The organism is Mesorhizobium kowhaii (assembly GCF_003253745.1).
Lineage (GTDB): Bacteria > Pseudomonadota > Alphaproteobacteria > Rhizobiales > Rhizobiaceae > Mesorhizobium > Mesorhizobium kowhaii.
On the sequence record NZ_MZXV01000056.1, the window covers coordinates 65,637 to 82,574 of the forward strand.

The 16,938-nt window shown below is 63.1% G+C and carries 18 protein-coding genes; 7 read left to right on the forward strand and 11 right to left on the reverse strand.

Annotation, left to right across the window (positions count from 1 at the left end; all coding sequences use genetic code 11):
* Nucleotides 1-32: 32 nt before the first annotated feature.
* Nucleotides 33-1,193 (reverse strand): YbfB/YjiJ family MFS transporter, encoded by a 1,161-nt coding sequence (locus B5V02_RS25845; protein WP_111546885.1) that lies wholly within the window; start codon nt 1,191-1,193, stop codon nt 33-35.
* Nucleotides 1,194-1,456: 263 nt separating this feature from the next.
* On the reverse strand, nt 1,457-1,681 hold the full coding sequence (locus B5V02_RS25850) for a hypothetical protein (protein WP_111546886.1): 225 nt from the start codon (nt 1,679-1,681) through the stop codon (nt 1,457-1,459).
* 95 nt (nt 1,682-1,776) lie between these two features.
* On the opposite strand from B5V02_RS25850, the gene B5V02_RS25855 reads away from it, so the two are divergent.
* The 3 genes from B5V02_RS25855 to B5V02_RS25865 are packed head-to-tail and all read left to right on the forward strand — an operon-like array spanning nt 1,777 to nt 4,409.
* Complete coding sequence (locus B5V02_RS25855) at nt 1,777-2,775, forward strand: LysR substrate-binding domain-containing protein (RefSeq protein ID WP_111546887.1); 999 nt, start codon at nt 1,777-1,779, stop codon at nt 2,773-2,775.
* On the forward strand, nt 2,772-4,028 hold the full coding sequence (locus tag B5V02_RS25860) for an aminopeptidase (RefSeq protein ID WP_111546888.1): 1,257 nt from the start codon (nt 2,772-2,774) through the stop codon (nt 4,026-4,028). The genes B5V02_RS25855 and B5V02_RS25860 overlap by 4 nt, the downstream gene beginning before the upstream one ends.
* Nucleotides 4,029-4,055: 27 nt before the next feature.
* Nucleotides 4,056-4,409 (forward strand): DUF488 domain-containing protein, encoded by a 354-nt coding sequence (locus tag B5V02_RS25865; RefSeq protein WP_111546889.1) that lies wholly within the window; start codon nt 4,056-4,058, stop codon nt 4,407-4,409.
* Nucleotides 4,410-4,510: 101 nt separating this feature from the next.
* Here the strand turns inward: B5V02_RS25865 and B5V02_RS25870 are convergent, their stop codons facing one another.
* A complete protein-coding gene (locus B5V02_RS25870) occupies nt 4,511-4,867 on the reverse strand; it encodes an ArsC family reductase (RefSeq protein WP_111546890.1) in 357 nt (118 codons plus the stop codon).
* 163 nt (nt 4,868-5,030) lie between these two features.
* Between B5V02_RS25870 and B5V02_RS25875 the strand changes: the two genes are divergently transcribed.
* Nucleotides 5,031-5,387 carry an ArsR/SmtB family transcription factor gene (locus B5V02_RS25875; RefSeq protein ID WP_111546891.1) on the forward strand — a complete coding sequence of 119 codons (357 nt, stop codon included), beginning with the start codon at nt 5,031-5,033 and terminating at the stop codon, nt 5,385-5,387.
* The gene (locus B5V02_RS25880; protein ID WP_111546892.1) at nt 5,384-5,863 is read left to right on the forward strand and encodes an SRPBCC family protein; all 480 of its coding nucleotides are present in this window, start codon (nt 5,384-5,386) and stop codon (nt 5,861-5,863) included. Before B5V02_RS25875 ends, B5V02_RS25880 begins: the two co-directional genes overlap by 4 nt.
* Nucleotides 5,864-5,974: 111 nt before the next feature.
* Here the strand turns inward: B5V02_RS25880 and B5V02_RS25885 are convergent, their stop codons facing one another.
* From B5V02_RS25885 to B5V02_RS25920, 8 genes are all read right to left on the reverse strand, one after another.
* Nucleotides 5,975-6,328, reverse strand: coding sequence for a nuclear transport factor 2 family protein (locus tag B5V02_RS25885; protein WP_111546893.1), 354 nt, complete (start codon nt 6,326-6,328; stop codon nt 5,975-5,977).
* A gap of 253 nt (nt 6,329-6,581) precedes the next feature.
* Nucleotides 6,582-8,009, reverse strand: a complete 1,428-nt coding sequence (locus B5V02_RS25890; RefSeq protein ID WP_111546894.1) for an aldehyde dehydrogenase family protein — start codon at nt 8,007-8,009, stop codon at nt 6,582-6,584.
* 36 nt (nt 8,010-8,045) lie between these two features.
* Nucleotides 8,046-9,131, reverse strand: a complete 1,086-nt coding sequence (locus B5V02_RS25895) for an ABC transporter ATP-binding protein (protein ID WP_111546895.1) — start codon at nt 9,129-9,131, stop codon at nt 8,046-8,048.
* Nucleotides 9,121-9,729 (reverse strand): helix-turn-helix domain-containing protein, encoded by a 609-nt coding sequence (locus tag B5V02_RS25900; protein ID WP_111547190.1) that lies wholly within the window; start codon nt 9,727-9,729, stop codon nt 9,121-9,123. The genes B5V02_RS25895 and B5V02_RS25900 overlap by 11 nt, the downstream gene beginning before the upstream one ends.
* A 264-nt stretch (nt 9,730-9,993) precedes the next feature.
* Nucleotides 9,994-11,058, reverse strand: coding sequence for an ABC transporter substrate-binding protein (locus tag B5V02_RS25905; protein WP_111546896.1), 1,065 nt, complete (start codon nt 11,056-11,058; stop codon nt 9,994-9,996).
* Nucleotides 11,043-11,909, reverse strand: a complete 867-nt coding sequence (locus tag B5V02_RS25910; protein ID WP_111546897.1) for an ABC transporter permease — start codon at nt 11,907-11,909, stop codon at nt 11,043-11,045. The genes B5V02_RS25905 and B5V02_RS25910 overlap by 16 nt, the downstream gene beginning before the upstream one ends.
* Entirely contained in the window at nt 11,906-12,790 is an 885-nt protein-coding gene (locus B5V02_RS25915) for an ABC transporter permease (RefSeq protein ID WP_111547191.1), read from the reverse strand. The genes B5V02_RS25910 and B5V02_RS25915 overlap by 4 nt, the downstream gene beginning before the upstream one ends.
* An 89-nt stretch (nt 12,791-12,879) precedes the next feature.
* Nucleotides 12,880-14,163 carry an NAD(P)/FAD-dependent oxidoreductase gene (locus B5V02_RS25920; RefSeq protein ID WP_111546898.1) on the reverse strand — a complete coding sequence of 428 codons (1,284 nt, stop codon included), beginning with the start codon at nt 14,161-14,163 and terminating at the stop codon, nt 12,880-12,882.
* A gap of 241 nt (nt 14,164-14,404) precedes the next feature.
* Between B5V02_RS25920 and B5V02_RS25925 the strand changes: the two genes are divergently transcribed.
* Nucleotides 14,405-15,562, forward strand: a complete 1,158-nt coding sequence (locus B5V02_RS25925; protein WP_111546899.1) for a fumarylacetoacetate hydrolase family protein — start codon at nt 14,405-14,407, stop codon at nt 15,560-15,562.
* Between the two features lie 360 nt (nt 15,563-15,922).
* Nucleotides 15,923-16,858, forward strand: coding sequence for a substrate-binding domain-containing protein (locus B5V02_RS25935; RefSeq protein WP_111546900.1), 936 nt, complete (start codon nt 15,923-15,925; stop codon nt 16,856-16,858).
* Nucleotides 16,859-16,938 lie beyond the last annotated feature (80 nt).

The window sequence follows — 16,938 nt, forward strand, 5'->3', positions numbered from 1 at the left end:
TGCCCAATGCCCAGCATCGAGCAAACCCACAATCATGGCGATTTTGGCGCGGCCGACCATATGATGGCGCCGGAGACGACCAGCATGGCAGCGGCGGTGATCGAGGCGAGGAAGAAATCGCCTGATGCCTGCGCCAGCAGCCCGGCGGCGACCGGGCCGATGATCTGGCCAAGACCGAACGACGCCGTCATCAGGGCGAAGATACGCCGCGGCGCCCTTGGCGCCTGTTGCCGCGCGGCCTGCAGGCCAAGTGCTGTGATGGCAATGAAGGTGCCGCCGAGCAGCAGGCCGCCAAGCAGCGGCCCTGTGCGCCCGCCGATAGCCACGCTGGCGGTGACGCCGACGACTTCGACGAAGCATCCCAGCGCATAGGCGGCATAGAGCCCGATCCGTCCGGCGATCTTCTGCCAGAGCCAGGTCGAGGGGAAGCCGGCAAGGCCGGCGACCATCCACACCATGGCCTCGAAGACGCGGCTGCCGCCGCCTTGCCGGACGATGGCGACCAGGAATGTCGCCGTCACCACGTAGCCAAAACCAAACAGGCCATAGGCGACGATGATCTTGATCAGCGACCGGTCCTTCGGCAGCGCCGGCTCACGGGTGGTTTCGCCATTGGTCAGTGGGCCCTCGTTTGCCAACAGTGCCACGACGACGAAACCGCAAGCCGAAATTGCCGCCGACCACAGCCAGCCCGCCGCCCAGCCGGCATGTTCGGTGACCAGCACCGCCATCATCGCCGCCGACATCGCGATGCCGAGGCCAACGCCGCCAAAATGCCACGCCTGCAGGTCGCTGCGGCCGGCAGCGTTTATATGGCTGAAAACGATGCTGGCCATGAACACCATGACGAAGGCGCTGGCCAGACCGGCCAGAAAGCGGATGACGAGAAAGGCGACCATGGTGTCGGTCAGCCCCATCAGGGCTGCCAGGACAGCGCTGGCGCCGAGACCCACCAGCATCAGCAGGCGCTCGCGCCCATGCGCCCAGCCGCCCGCCGCCACCAGCGCGCCGACGAGGTAGCCGAGATAGTTGGCGGAGGCGATCCACCCGGCATCGGCCGGCGACAGATGGAGTTCTTCCATCATGCCGGGCAGGATCGGCGTGTAAACGAAGCGGCCGATGCCCATGGCAACAGCCATGGCGATCATGCCGGCGAAGGCGAAACGCAGTGCTGTCGAGGTGGCTGATATCATTGCAGCGCACAATAAATGCAGGGATCGCTGAAACAATCCGCCATCTGTTGGGCCAGTACGGCCACAACGCGCGGCGCTCACCTCGACTTTTGCTTAAGCCGGAAAGCGTGACATCCGCTCAGAGACCGTTTCGAAATTCGCTCTGGCGAGTCATATGGTGGTGGTTTCGAGAACCGTAGCGCAGCGGACATTTGGTCCGTGAGCAACGGAAGCGCAGAAAACGCCATCAGATGGCCGCCAGAGTAGAATTTCCAAACAGTCTCTCAGCAGCGTCCACCGAAACCGGCTTGCAATGAGGCGGTCTCGTACACCGTCCGCTGCGCCGTCAACCTGAACGGCACGTCACCCAATTCGCGCTCCGACATGGTGTTGAGCACGGGATGCGAAAGCGGATCGGTCAGCCATCTCTGCGTCTCGCTCTCGCGGCCTGGCTCATGCGGAGCATCCGTCGCGAACAAGACTTTCAGCGATGACAACATGCTCAGCATTTTCGGCTCCGCGGGTCTGGTTCCCGTCGATAAAGTCTGCCGTTTCGATGTGTCTTTCAATTGAGATTTCAGCCGGATCGGTTTAGAAAATCTGTATGGCTATGCTCAACCGCGTCCACCTCAACGGCCTTCGCGCCGTCGAAACCGTCGCCCGTCTCGGCTCGCTTGCGGCGGCCGCTGGTGAACTCAACGTTTCCGTCAGTGCCGTCAGCCAGCAGATCAGTCGCACCGAGAAGCAGCTCGGCCAGGCGCTGTTCGAGCGGACGGCGAGCGGTCTCGTGCCGACCGAATTCGGCGCCGTCTTCGCGGCCCGCCTGGGTGCGGGGTTTCGCGAGCTTGCCCAGGCCGTGGCGCTGGCCGACGAGGCGACGCAATGCACATTGGTGGTTTCGGTGGCGCCGGCCTTTGCCTCGAAATGGCTGCTGCCGCGACTGTCGCGTCACTTCGCGCGGCATCCCAACGTGCTGTTGCGCATCGACGCTTCAGTGCGGCTGGCCGATCTCGATCATTCCGACATCGACATTGCCATCCGGCTTGGCGACGGCAAATGGCCGGGCGGGCGGGCGGAACTGCTGCTGGCCCAGGAAGTCTTTCCGGTCTGCGCCCCGGTGATCGCCAGAAAACTGAACTCGATCGAGGATCTTGCCCAGACCTGCGCTATCACCGACGAGCGGGCGATGATCAATTGGGAAAGCTGGTTCGAGGCAGCCGGTGTTCCGCCCGTCACTTTCCTGAAGGGGGCGCGCTTCACCGACCCGATGCTGTGCCTGGAGTCAGCGATTGCCGGCCATGGCGTGATGCTCGGCTGGCAATTGCTCACCGCCGATGCACTGGCCGACGGGCGGCTGGTGGCGCCGTTCGGAATCCGCGCCCAGAGCGGGCTCGGCTATTGGCTGGTGACCTCCTCCACCAAGGGCGAAAGCCGCAAGGTCCGGGACTTCAAGGTCTGGATCAAGGAAGAGATCGAGGCGACGATGGTACAGTTCGGGTCCGCGAATGCGGCCACCGCATCCTCCGGTGCGTTCACGGTGGAAAGGACGGTGGCACCGCTCTATGGTGGATCAGACATCAAACTACGGCAGGCAGGATCATGACCACACATTCGCGCGGCGTTTCCGCATCGATCGACCCGGTGAAGCTCGACAGGCTGGCGGAAGTCGCCATCAAGGTTGGACTGCAGTTGCAGCCCGGACAGGACCTGGTGCTGACGTCATCGATCGCGGCGCTGCCGCTGACCAGGCGGATCGTCGAGCATGCCTACAAGGCCGGCGCCGGACTGGTGACGCCGATCTTCAACGACGACGAGATGACGCTGGCGCGCTATCGCTTCGGCGCCGATGCCGGTTTCGACCGCGCTGCCGGGTGGCTCTATGAAGGCATGGCGAAGGCCTTCGCCAACAATGCGGCGCGACTTGCCGTGCGCGGCGAGGATCCGTCGCTGTTGTCGGCGCAGGATCCGGCGAAAGTGGCGCGCGCCAACAAGGCGAATTCGATGGCCTACCAGCCGGCGCTGGAAAAGATCACCGGCTTCGACATCAACTGGAACATCGTCGCCTATCCGGACCTCGCCTGGGCCAGGCAGGTTTTCCCTAGCGATGCCGACGACGTTGCCGTGGCCAAGCTCGCCGACGCCATCTTCGCCGCCTCGCGAGTCGACGTCGAAGACCCGATCGGCAACTGGAAGGCGCACAATGCAGCGCTTCGTGGCCGCACCGAATGGCTCAACGGCCACAATTTCCATGCGCTGCATTTCACTGGGCCGGGCACCGACCTGACCGTCGGGCTGGCGGACGGCCATGAATGGATGGGCGGCGCCTCGACCGCCAAGAACGGCATCACCTGCAATCCCAACATCCCGACCGAAGAAGTCTTCACCACGCCGCATGCCAGGCGCGTCGAGGGCCATGTCTCCTCGACCAAGCCGCTGTCCTACCAGGGCACGCTGATCGACGAGATTTCGGTGCGTTTCGAGGAGGGCCGGATCGTCGAGGCGAAGGCTTCGAAAGGCGAGGACGTGCTGAAGAAGGTGCTCGACACCGACGAAGGCGCGCGCCGTCTCGGCGAGGTGGCGCTGGTGCCGCATTCCTCGCCGATCTCGGCGAGCGGCCTGTTGTTCTTCAACACGCTGTTCGACGAGAACGCCGCCTGCCACATCGCGCTCGGCCAGTGTTATTCGAAGTGCTTCGTCAATGGCGCCTCGCTCAGCCAGGACGAAATCGCCGCGCGTGGCGGCAACAAGAGCTTCATCCACATCGACTGGATGATCGGCTCGGACAAGATCGACATCGACGGCGTCCACAAGGATGGCGCCCGCGTGCCGGTGATGCGCAAGGGCGAGTGGGCCTGACAGCCACCGCCGCCTACGGAGGGTCCGGTGGCCTTCGACCTGGTGGTCAAGCGGATTTACGAGCCGCCGGCGCCTGATGACGGGCAACGGGTTCTGGTCGACCGGATCTGGCCACGCGGCGTCAGCAAGCAAGAGGCCGGGCTGACGCTGTGGTTGAAGGAGATCGCACCGAGCGATGATCTGCGTGGATGGTTCGGGCATGCGCCGGCGCGCTGGGCGGAGTTTCAGAAGCGATATCGTGCTGAGCTGGACGGCAACGAAGAGGTGGTTGGGCAGTTGCGTGCCTTGCTCGACAAGGGAAAGGTCACGCTGCTCTACGGTGCGCGCGACGAGGCGCACAACAATGCGGTGGCGCTGGCGGTGTATCTGCGCGCGGCTTGAGGCGTGCCTACGCCCTGAAACTGCGGAAATTGGCGAAAGCCGAAGCAACATCTGATCTCCCCCCTTGCGGGGGAGATTGGCAGCTTCGCCGTCCCGTTGGCCTACTTCAACCCGCCCACCGCCTGCTGATAAACATCCGGCTTGAAGCCGACGAGAATCCTGTCGCCCAATTCCAGCACCGGCCGCTTGATCATCGTCGGCTTGGCCAGCATCAGCGCCTTGGCCCTCTTTTCGTCGAGGCCCTGCTTGTCCCTGTCCGCCAGTTCGCGGAACGTAGTGCTCGCCTTGTTGAGCAGGATTTCCCAGCCGACCTTGCCGACCCAGCCATCCAGCCGCTTCTCGTCCAGTCCCTCCGCCCTGTAGTCGTGAAACCGGTAGGGCACCTCATGACTTTCCAGCCAGACGCGCGCCTTCTTGACCGTGTCGCAGGTGGTGATGCCGTACATCGTGATCGTCAAAACAGTTGCCCTTCGGACTTCGAATCTGACCGCAGATTAGGGACGCTCCGCGTGCTTTTCCAGCGGCCTCTCAGGCGTCCCCGTGATTTCGGGCTTGCCAACACTAAGGAATTCTCCTAAGTATCTTTCCGAGCCATTTTTGATGGCGCCCCAGGACCGACCAATGACCAGCCTCCAGACCGCAAATCCGAGCCCCCCGCCGATCGACGGCATCTTTCGCGCATTGTCCGACCCGACGCGGCGACGCGTGGTGGAGCGGCTGAACCGCAGCCCCGCCTCGGTCAGCGAACTCGCGCAGCCCTTCGACATGGCGCTGCCCTCCTTCATCGAGCATCTCAGGGTTCTCGAAGGCTGCGGGCTGGTGCATTCGCAAAAGACCGGCCGGGTCAGGACCTATCAATTGGCGCCTGAGCCGCTGAAGCTCGCCGAAAACTGGCTGGCCGAACAGCGCACACTGTGGGAGCGCCGCCTCGACCAGTTCGACGCCTATGTGATGACACTCAAGGAGAAAGACGCATGAGCTATCCGTTCAAGCCGGACCCCAGACTGGACCTCGTGCTGGAGCGCGCCGTCGATGCGCCGCGCGAATTGCTGTGGAAAGCCTGGACGACGCCGGGCCACGTCAAGCAGTGGTTCACGCCGAAGCCGTGGATGATCACCGACTGCGAGATCGACCTCAGGCCGGGTGGCCTGTTTCGCACGCGCATGCAGTCGCCCGACGGCAAGGAGGTCAACGACCGCCATTGCTGCTATCTGGAAATCGTGCCGAACGAGCGGCTGGTGTGGACGGATGCGCTGCTGCCGGGCTATCGGCCGTCAGGGGAGCCGTTCATCACCGCCGTCATTTCCTTCCAGCCGGACGGCAAGGGCACGCGCTATACCGCAACCGCCATCCACCGCGACGAGGCCACCCGCAAGAACCATGAAGAGATGGGTTTCTTCGACGGCTGGGGCACGGTGCTGGATCAACTCGCGGAGTATGTGAAGACCATTTGAGCGTCTCATATGGCGGCCAGGGTATCGTCCCGGCCGCCATGCCTATTTTTCAACCCTGCAGCGAAGAGAGCAGGCTCCCGGAAGCCCTATGGTATTTCGGTATTTCCGGACTCAATAGTAGAAGCGCTCTTCGGTGATCTTGCCGTTCTTGACCGTATACAAGCCGACCTCATCCATGGTGACACGTTCGCCCGTAGCCTTTGGCGTTATGTCAAACTTGAAGCGCACCGCGAACTGGTCGCCATTGACATAGGGGCCCTCGACCGAGCCGCCATGGACTTCGTGGTTCTCTTGCCACCACTGGCCCTTCTGCTTGAGGGCCGCCTTGCCATGGCTGACGGCCATCGGCCCCTCCATGGCTTCGTAGCTAGCGATATCGTCGGCATTGTATTTCTCAGCAGCGCCTTGGTGGTCGCCCTGCTGTAGGAGTTCGGTGAAATCCTTGGCAATTTCCGCGATGGTCATATGTGTTCCTCCTGTTCAGACGTAATGCAAGTAGGGGACAGCTCGACGGCCTGCCATCGTCAATTCGCTTGTAGCTGACAAGCCATGTCAGGATGATGATATCGCGCGGATATGCGACGACGATTTGAGCCAGATAGTCGCCTCGAGAGAGCTAGAACAAAAGAGGACAAATCAAGCAAAAATGAAGCAGGCGCTGATGATCCCGCACCAGCGCCTGCAATCCAAATCCTTGAGAGCCTGCCAAGCAGGGAGCCTACGCGCCGTAGCCGATGATACCCTTGACCTCGAGGAAGTCGTGGATCGCCCAATCGGCGTATTCGCGGCCGTTGCCCGACTGCTTGTAGCCGCCGAACGGTGCGAACGTGTCCCATTCCGGGTAGTTGATCGAAACCTGGCCGGCGCGCAGCCGTCCGGCCACCTTGCGGGCGTGATCGATATCCCCGGACTGCACATAGGCAGCGAGGCCGTAGACCGTGTCGTTGGCGATCTTCACCGCGTCGTCGTCGTCACTGTAGGAAATAACCGACAACACCGGGCCGAAGATTTCCTCCTTTTCGATGGTCATGCCTGATGTGACATGGCCGAACACGGTCGGCCTGACATAGTAGCCGCGGTTGAGGTGCTCAGGCCTGCCGGGACCACCGGTGACCAGCGTGGCGCCTTCCTTGATGCCGGCCTCGATCAGCCGTTGGATCTTGTCGTACTGGATGTTCGAGACCACCGGCCCGAGTTTGGTTTCCTCGGAGCGGGGATCGCCGACATTGTGCGCTTCGGCGGCTTTCTTGGCGATGGCGAGCGCCTCGTCATGGCGGGCGGCCGGCACCAGCATGCGCGTCGGCGCATCGCAGGACTGGCCGCTGTTGCCGAAGCAGCCCTCGACACCCTTGCGCACCGCCGTTTCGAAATCGGCGTCGGGCAACACGATGTTGGCCGACTTGCCGCCGAGTTCCTGCGCCACGCGCTTGACCGTCTCCGCCGCTGTCTTGGCAACGATGATGCCGGCACGGGTCGAACCGGTGAATGACACCATGTCGACATCGGGATGGCCGGCCATGATCTGGCCGACATCCGGGCCGGTGCCGTTGATCATGTTGTAGACGCCTTTCGGCGTAGCGGCGGCTTCCATCACTTCCGAAAAGACAATGCCGCTGATCGGCGCGATCTCCGAAGGCTTCAGCACCACGGTGCAGCCGGCGGCGATTGCCGGCGCCACCTTGCAGACGATCTGGTTGAGCGGCCAGTTCCACGGCGTGATCAGCGCGCAGACACCGATCGGCTCCTTGACGACCATGGTGCCGCCGCGCTTTTCGCTGAACTCGTAGTCCTCCAGCGCCTTGATGGTGGCTTCCATATGCGCCCTGCCCGCCCAGGCCTGCGCCTCGCGTGCCCAGGTGATCGGCGCGCCCATTTCCTGGCTGACGGCCTGGGCGATGTCCTCGTAGCGCTCGTTGTAGATTTCGAGGATGCGCTTCAGGAGCGTCAGGCGCTCGGCCTTGCTGGTCTGCGAGAAGGACGGGAAGGCCGCCTTGGCGGCCGCCACGGCCTTGTCGACATCGGCCTTCGAGCCGACGGAGATCCTGGTGTAGGCCTCTTCGGTGGATGGGTCGATCACATCAAGCGTCGCCAGCACCACGGGTGCCACCCATTTGCCGTCGATAAAGAAGTTCAGATGATTGCTCAAGCGGTGGTGCTCCGGTTTCTTGGACTGTCGGTGGGACTAGCTTGGCAGCATAGGGCAGTTGGCCCCACGGCGCAGGCTGATATGCGCCACATCGCCGACGCTGAATTGAAAACCCTCAGCCTGGCGTGGCGCGTCGATGACAACAGGTGCGCCCTGCCCGAGTTCGGCATGCAGGCGCAAGGTGCGGCCGTGGAAGACTATGCTGTTGACGCGTGCCGGCGCCGTGCCGGTTGCCGCTTCAGTAGCCGCCAGCAAATCCTCGGGACGCACGCCGACGATGCGCATGGCGCCCTCGACGGGAGCCTCGCCGGATTCAGAGGTCGCTTCCAGCGGCAAGGCACCAGCGGCGAACCGCAAGCGATCACCATCGCGTCCGAGAAACCGCGACTGCAACAGGTTCATGGTGCCGATGAAACTGGCGACGAATGTGGTGGCGGGCCGGTCGTAGAGCGTCGCCGGCGGCGCGATCTGCTCGATGCGGCCCTTGTTCATGACAACGATGCGGTCGGAGATCGACAGCGCTTCGGTCTGGTCATGGGTGACCATGACGAAGGTGGTGCCGAGCCGCGACTGCAGCCGCTTCAGTTCAACCTGCATCTGTTCGCGCAGATGCGCGTCGAGCGCCGACAGCGGCTCGTCGAGCAGCAACACGCGCGGCTCGCAGACGATGGCACGAGCGAGCGCGACGCGCTGGCGCTGGCCGCCCGAGAGTTCGGAAACGCGGGCGCCAAGCTTGTCGGCGAGGCCGACCATATCGAGGGCGTCGCCAACACGCTTTGCCTGCTCGGCGCCGGATAATTTTCGCAAGGACAGGCCGAAGCCGACATTTTCGGCAACGTTCATATGCGGAAACAGCGCGTAGTCCTGGAACACGGTGTTGACCGGCCGGTCGTAGGGCCTGAGTGCTGTGATGTCGCGGCCGTCGAGCAGCACCTTGCCGCTCGACGGGCTTTCGAAGCCGGCAATGACGCGCAGGCTGGTGGTCTTACCGCAGCCCGACGGCCCAAGCAGGGTGAGGAACTCGCCGCGGACGATGTCGAGATCGACGGCATCGAGCCCGACGATGCCGCCCGGAAACAACTTTGAAACCGTCTGCAGCCGGACGAGAGGATCAGGCGCCATCGCGAACCTCGGAGGGCTTCGTGGTGTTGACCCAAAGGATCTGGCAGCGCTCGGCGCCAGGATTGCAGAAGGCATGCAAAAGCGTGCTCTTGAATGCAAAACTGTCGCCGGTCTTCAGCACGTATTTTGTCGAATCCACAACCAGCTCGACCTCTCCCGAAACGACGAAGCCGAATTCATGGCCGGCATGGGCATAGGCCCCGGCGGTGCCGCCGCCGGCATCCACCGTCACCAGCATGCCGGTCAGTGTCGCGCCCGGCGGCGACAGCAGCGCCTTGGCGATGCCTTCCGACTTCACCGGGATGGCGCGGCGGCTGTTGGCACGCACGCAATAGAGATCGTTGACGGCATCGTTGCCGTCGGCGATCAGCGCCGACGGCTCGATGTCGAGGGCGGCGGCGAGCGGCCAGATTACCTTGACGCGCAGCGAGGACATGCCGCGCTCGATCTGGCTGAGCGCGCCGATCGACACGCCTGCCCTGGCGGCAAGATCGGCCAGCGACAGGTTGCGCTCAAGCCGCAGCGCCCGCACGCGCCGGCCGACCCGCACATCGGCATCGTCCTTCGGCTTTTCAGCCGCTTCGTCGAGCATGTCCATGCATTCGTCCTCGTTTTTTCCCTTCTCCCCTTGTGGGGTGAGAAGCGGTTCGCGCAGCGAACGAAAAGCCAATTGCTTGGCTTTTCGAGCTTCGAACGCCCTGAGCCTGCGAAGGGCCGGGCGTGGTAGCCGATCCACCCTGCCGGGTCCCCGCTGCTTCGCAGCGTCCCGGCGTTCGCCGGCCTTTCATCGTGCCACTGGCACGATGAATTCGCTTACGCGAACCGGCTGCTCACCCCACATGGGGAGAAGGAAGAACCAAGCTCAGCCGCCTGCCTTGACCTTTTCGAACATCTTGGCGAGTTCGTCATTCTGTTTCATCGGTCCGGTGAAGATGGTCGTCTTCAGCATCACCTCCGGGTCGGACGGCAGCTGCAGCTTTTCCAGCTCCTCCTTCGGCACGGTGGCAAAGGCAGAGCTCAGCGAGCTGCCATAACCGTAGGACTCGATCAGGTATTTGCCGGAGTCGGCGTCCAGCCGGCTGTTGATGAAATCATAGGCGAGATCGACATTCTTGGCGTCCTTGAGCATGACGAAGCCGCAGGACCAGGTCAGCATGCCCTCCTTCGGCTTCATGAACTCGACCGGCACCCCTTGCTTCTTCAGCGAGGTGGCCGACGCGTTCCAGGTCATGGCGGCGACCAGTTGGCCGCTGGCCAGCGCCTGTTCGACCGAGGTCATATCGGTGGTGTAGTTGGAGAGCAGCGGACGCTGCTCGCGCAGTTTCTCTGCCACCTTGTCCATTTGCTCGGGCGTCATGTCGAACGGATTGACGCCGGCCAAGAGCGCCGCAACGATCGGCGTGTCGTGCACGGCGTCGATGGTCGCCATGCGACCGGCATACTGCTTGTCCCACAGAAGGGTCCAGCTCGCTTCCGGGTTCTTCACCAGATCGGTGCGGTAAAGGATCGAGGTGTTGCCCCAGTCCCACGGCACCATCCAGACCTTACCGTCGCCGGCCTGCAGGTCGGGCAGGTTCTTGAACACCGGGAAGATCGAATCCCAGTTCTTGATGCGCTTGGTGTCGATCGGCTGCAGCAGGCCTTCCTTGTTCCAGCGTGCCACCTTGTCATAGCAGGGATGCGCGATGTCAGGGCGGAAGCCGGCCTTGACCTTGGTGAAGGCGTCATCGTCGTCACCGAAGATCGAGGCCTCGACGCCATCGGGATGTGCGGCAAGGAAGCTCTTGTTGAAATCGGGCAGTTCATAGCCCGACCAGGTGAAATATTGCAGCTTGTCGCCGGCGAAAGCGACGGTCGACGACAGCGCCAATGCCAGGGCGGCCAAGCCGGTCCGGGCCATCTTTCCAGATATCAGGTCGAATGCCATTGCAGTTCTCCTCTCTTGGTTTGTTTTGGTTGTGATGGATCCGCGGGTCGTGGCACCGTTGCGGACAGGCCGCGATGGCGCAGGATTTCGGCGATTGCAGCGATGACGAAGGAGGCCGCCAGGATCGACGTGCCCAGCGCCATGACCGTCGGCAGCGATCTGGGGAACCGCAGCTGGCTCCAGATGTAGAGCGGCAGTGTCGGCTCGGTGCCGGCGAGGAAGAAGACGACAATGAATTCGTCGAAGGAGATCAGGAAGGCCAGCATGAAGGCCGAGATGATGGCCGGCAGGCTGAGCGGCAGCATGACCCTCCGGAAGGTCGTCCAATCGGAAGCGCCGAGGTCGAGTGCCGCCTCGCGAATGGTTTTCGGGATGGCGGCGAAGCGGCTGCGCATGATCACCACGGTTGTCGGCAGCGCCACCAGTATGTGACCGAGAACGATGGCAATGCGCGATGGCCCGAGACCAATCAGGTTGATGAGGATCAGCAGCGATATGCCGACAATGACACCCGGGATCAGGATCGGCAGCCGGGCGATGGCGCTGATGGTGGCGGCGAGCGGCGAGCGGCCATAGAGGTCCATGTAGGAGACGGTGATGCCGCACAGCGTTGCTCCCGTGGCGGCAATGGCGGCGATTACGAGGCTGTTGGCGAGCGCGCCGGACAGCGCCGAATTGCCGTACAACGTCGTGTACCATTGCAAGGTAAAGCCTTGCAGCGGAAACGCTGCCTGGATCGAGTTGTTGAAGGAAAACAGCGGGATCAGCAGCACCGGCAGATAGAGAAAGACCAGATAGGCGACGACGTAGACGCCAAGCCAGCGGCCGCCTCCCGTGCGCATGGTGCTCATGTGCGGCTGCCAAATCTGCGGTCGGTGAAGCGTGCGACCAGCACCACGGCAAGGATGACCAACATGACGGCGACGGAGAGCGCGGCGCCAAACGGCCAGTCATTGGCCTTGCCGAACTCAGCCTGGATCAGCGAACCGATCATGGTGCTGGCCGGGCCGCCGACGAGAGCGGGCGTGACATAGTCGCCGACCGTCGGCACGAAGACGACAAGTGCGGCCGCCAGCACGCCAGGCATCGAGTTGGGCAGCACGACCCGGCGGAAAGAGGTGAAGGGTCTGGCGCCAAGATCGGAAGCGGCCTCGACCAGCGACTTCGGGATGGTATCCAGCGCCACATAGATGGGCAGGATGGCGAACGGCGCATAGGCGTGGGCGAGCGTAACGACGACGGCGGCCGGCGTGTTGAGAAAGGCCAAAGTCGGCTCGGACCAGATGCCGCTTTCAATCAGCGCCGAGTTCAAAACGCCATTATAGGCGAGCACGATCTTCCAGGCGAAGACGCGCAGGAGATAGCTGGTCCAGAACGGCAGCGTCACCAGGAACAGCAGCAGGCCGCGCCGCCGTCCGGCATGGAAGGCAAGGTAGTAGGCAACGGGATAGGCGGTGACGACCGTGGCCAGCGTGACCAGGGCGGCGATGACCAGCGAGCGCAGCGTCACCGTCCAGTACAGCGGATCGGACACCACGGTGGCGAAGTTCGCGACGGTGAAACCCGTACCGAGCAGCGAACCGTCATTGGCGCGGAAGGCAAGGAACAGCACCAGGCCGAGGGCAAACAGGATCAGCAGGAAGGTGACCAACGCACCCGGCAGCAACATGGCAACCCGAAAGCCCGATGAAGACCGGGCCTCGGGCGCTTGTGCTGCAACAATGGTCGACATCGACCTGCCCATCGAAATTTTGAAATTACCTAAGAGTTTTTCATATTCGTGAAACTGTCAAGCGGAATCCCTTTTGGCGAATTGCTGGGTCAGCGCTCCAGCGCGTCGAGCAGGCGATACCAGGCGATGGTCGCGGCAACGCCGACCTGCCGGAAGGCGTGGAACGGGATCGGCCGGATCGGCGAGAGCGGAAATGGCAACTGCCTGGCGTCGCCACTGGAAAGATAGGTTGCGATGCGCTCGCCAAGCGCCGTCATCAGACCGACGCCACGCCCCTGACAGCCGACCACGGCCACAAGGCCTTGCTCCGGCTCGTGAATGTGCGGCAGGTGGTCCGGCGTCATCGCCACCCGGCCGAACCAGCGCTTCTCGATGGCGACACCGGACAGCATGGGATAGAGCCGCCGCAGCGCCCGCTCGAGATGCGCCCAGTCGCCGGGGCTGGTCGGCAAGGCCATGCGGCCACGTCCGCCGAGCACCAGCCGGCCATCGGCGCTCTTGCGGTAATAGACGAGGATGCGCCTGGAATCCGACACAGCCTGCCCTTCCGGCAGGATCGTAGCCGCCAGGTCGGGCGGCAACGGTGCTGTGGCGATCTGGAAGGAATGCAGCGGCACGATCGTCTCGGCGAGGCCAGGGATCAAACCGTCCGTATAGGCGTTGGTCGCCAGCACGACCGCCTTCGCCTGCAATTCAATGCCGTTTTCGGTCGAAACACGCCAGACGCCCGCGGCATTGGTCAGCCTCACGACCTTTTGGCGCTCCGCTATCCCTACACCAGCCGCCGCTGCGACCCGGGCGAGTTCCGACGTGTAAGCGAGCGGATCGATGACACCGGCGCGGCGATCGAGCCAGCCGCCGAGATACCCTTGAGCGCCGGTCATCGCGGCGATCTCCGCCTGACTCAATAGCTTGACGTCGGCGCCGCGCGCCCGCCATTGCCGGTCACGGTTTGCCGCCGCCTTCAGCGCAACCTCGGTGTGCGCCCCCTGGATCCAGCCATTGCGAACGAACGGCACCGCCAGTTTTTCGTCGCGGATCAGTTCGAAAACCGCATCTGCGGTCGAAGCGGCAAAGTTGACGAGCGCCTCGCCGCGCTCCGGGTCAAAATGCTCGAGCAGCCATTCAGGATCGTATTTCAGGCCGGGAATGACCTGCCCGCCATTGAGCCCCGATGCGCCCTGGCCGATGTCGCCGGCCTCCAGCACCTGCACCGACATGCCAAGCCGGGCAGCATGCAAAGCCGTCGACAGGCCCATGATGCCGCCGCCGACAACCACGACATCGACGCTATCGCCGCCGGGAAAAAGCGACTGAAACATGGAAGCCGCTTGCGGCTTGCGCCAGATCGGATCGGAGAATGGTGCGGGCAAAGGTCACCTGAAAGCGCTGGCTTAAATGAAAACCCTAGTCAAGATTTCACGTTTTTGAAAGAGCGTTTCAGTTTTCGTCTGTGGACCGACGCCGATAGGCAACCGGGAGTGTAAAATTCCGCGAACGAAAAGAGCCATCCCAGGTAGCCAGCGGTGGGATAGACCTTTGGCCGGAATCCGGTGAAAGTGCCGCGCCGATCCGGCCAGCCGCATTTTGGATTATTTCAGAGGACCGAACACTATGACCAACCCGACGCACCTGCCCACTGAGGGCCTTTTTGTCGGCCGCGCCAGGAGCAGCGATGTCTCGCATCCTTTGGTGGTCACAGTGCGCGATGGCACCGTCTTCGACATCACGTCAAGCACGGCACCAACCGTGCGTGATGTCTGCGAGATGGCCGATCCTGCCGGCCATGTGCGGTCGGCCAAGGGTAAACCGATCGGCTCGCTCGACGCCATCGCGGCCAATAGTTTTGCGGCCACGCGCGATGCGAAAAAACCCTACCTGCTGTCCCCGATCGATCTGCAGGCGGTCAAGGCCTCGGGCGTCACCTTCGTCGTCAGCCTGCTCGAACGGGTGATCGAGGAACAGGCGCGCGGTTCGGCGGAAAAGGCCGACGCCATCCGCGCCGACATCGCCGGGCTGATCGGCCACGATCTGTCGAAGCTGAAGCCCGGCTCGCCAGAGGCGATGGAGATCAAGGCCAAGCTCATCGCGCGCGGCGCCTGGTCGCAATATCTGGAAGTCGGCATCGGTCCCGATGCCGAGATCTTCACCAAGTGCCAGCCGATGGCCTCGGTCGGCTTTGGCGCCGATGTCGGCCTTCACCCGGTATCGACCTGGAACAATCCCGAGCCCGAGATCGCCATGATCGCCGCCAGCAGCGGCAGGATCGTCGGCGCCACCATCGGCAACGACGTCAATCTGCGCGACGTCGAAGGGCGTTCGGCGCTGCTGCTTGGCAAGGCCAAGGACAACAATGCCTCGGCCGCACTCGGCCCCTTCATCCGCCTGTTCGACGACACATTCTCCATCGACGACGTCAAGCGAGCCGTCGTGCGCCTGAAGGTCGAGGGTGAGGACGGGTTTTCGCTGGAGGGTGCGAGCTCGATGGCCGAGATCAGCCGCTCGCCGGAAGAGCTGGTTGCCGCCGCCATGGGCCCGCACCACCAGTATCCGGACGGGCTGGCGCTCTATCTCGGCACCATGTTCGTGCCATCGAAGGATCGCGGCGAAAAGGGCAAGGGCTTCACCCACAAGGTCGGCGACATCGTCACGATCTCGTCGGAGAAATTCGGCGCGCTGGTCAACCGGGTGCGGCTGTCGCCCGACTGCCCGCACTGGACCTACGGCGCCAGCCATCTCATGCGCGAGCTGGCAAAGGCCAACCTTATCTAGCGGCCTCTGCCCGCAAGCCGCCGCCCATGCCGGCATTCCGACCGCCAAGGTGCGGCGGCTGACGCTGGTGCTGATGGGCGCGATGGCGGGGCTTGCCGGAGTGATCCAGGTCAGCCGGCGGCATCCTCGACGCCAACCCTTCGACTGACGCGAAAAATCACCTCAACTGATGCAATCTGATGGGACCGTTGATGGCGCCCCGTCAGGCGCCCACTACATCTGCAGATGGAGGCTTGCCATCCGTCGAAAAAGGGGATGCTCTGACGCATCCAACCGGCGCTGGCAAAAAGACGCAATCCGGCGGTCGCCGGAACAAGGGACGGATTCGGAACTGACCATCTACAAACGGGAGGAAATCAAATGCTGACACGGCTAAGACTCGTTCTATACGGCCTGTTGGTGGCGCTAATGGTGATTCCAGCAGCGGCACAGGCCAAGACGTTCTACTGGATCTCGCATGGCGGTCCGGCTGATCCGGTGTGGACCTACTTCCTGGCTGGCGCCAAGCAGTGGGCCAAGGACACCGGCAACACCGTCAACACATCGTTCCACAATGGCGACGTGGCCTCCCAGCAGGAAGCGGTTCGCGCCGCCCTCTCCGCCAAGGCCGACGGCATCGTCACCACCAGCCCCGATCCGGGCAGCCTCGTCGAGATCGTCAAGGAAGCCCGCGCGGCAAACATCCCGATCATCAACTTCAACACGCCCGATCCCAAAGCCAATTTCAACGCCTACGTCGGCGGCGACAACGTCACCTTCGGCAAGCACTGGGCGCAGTATCTGGTCGACAAAGGCCTGGTGAAGAAGGGCGATTTCGTCTGGATGCCGGTCGAGGTCCCCGGCGCCACCTATGGCGTCCAGGAAGAGGAAGGCATCAAGAGCGTCTTCGGACCGCTCGGCATCACCTATGAGATCACCGAAGCCACGCTCGACCAGGCCGAAGTGATCAACCGCATGGTCGACTACCTCACCGCCAACAAGGCCAAGGTCAAGGCGATCATCGGCCTCGGCGACCTGGTGACCGGCTCGATCAAGCGGGTCTTCGACCAGGTCGGCATCAAGCCGGGCGAAATCCCGGTCGTCGGCTGGGGCAACTCGCTCGACACCACCCAGGAAGTGCTGAACGGCTATGTCAATGCCGGCCAGTGGCAGGACCCGCAGGCGACAAGCTATGTCGCGCTCTCACTGGCCAACATGGCCGCAGGCGGCATTCCTCCGGGCTTCAACGTCATCACTGGCGCGCTCTATGAAAAGGACACCGCCGGCGTCTACGACAAGATCCTGTCCGGTAAATAACATCCCCAACCCTAGCAGTCGCGACTGCCCCGGCGGTCGCGACTGACGTCCCATTTTCGCCGAGCCCTTCGCATGCGGAT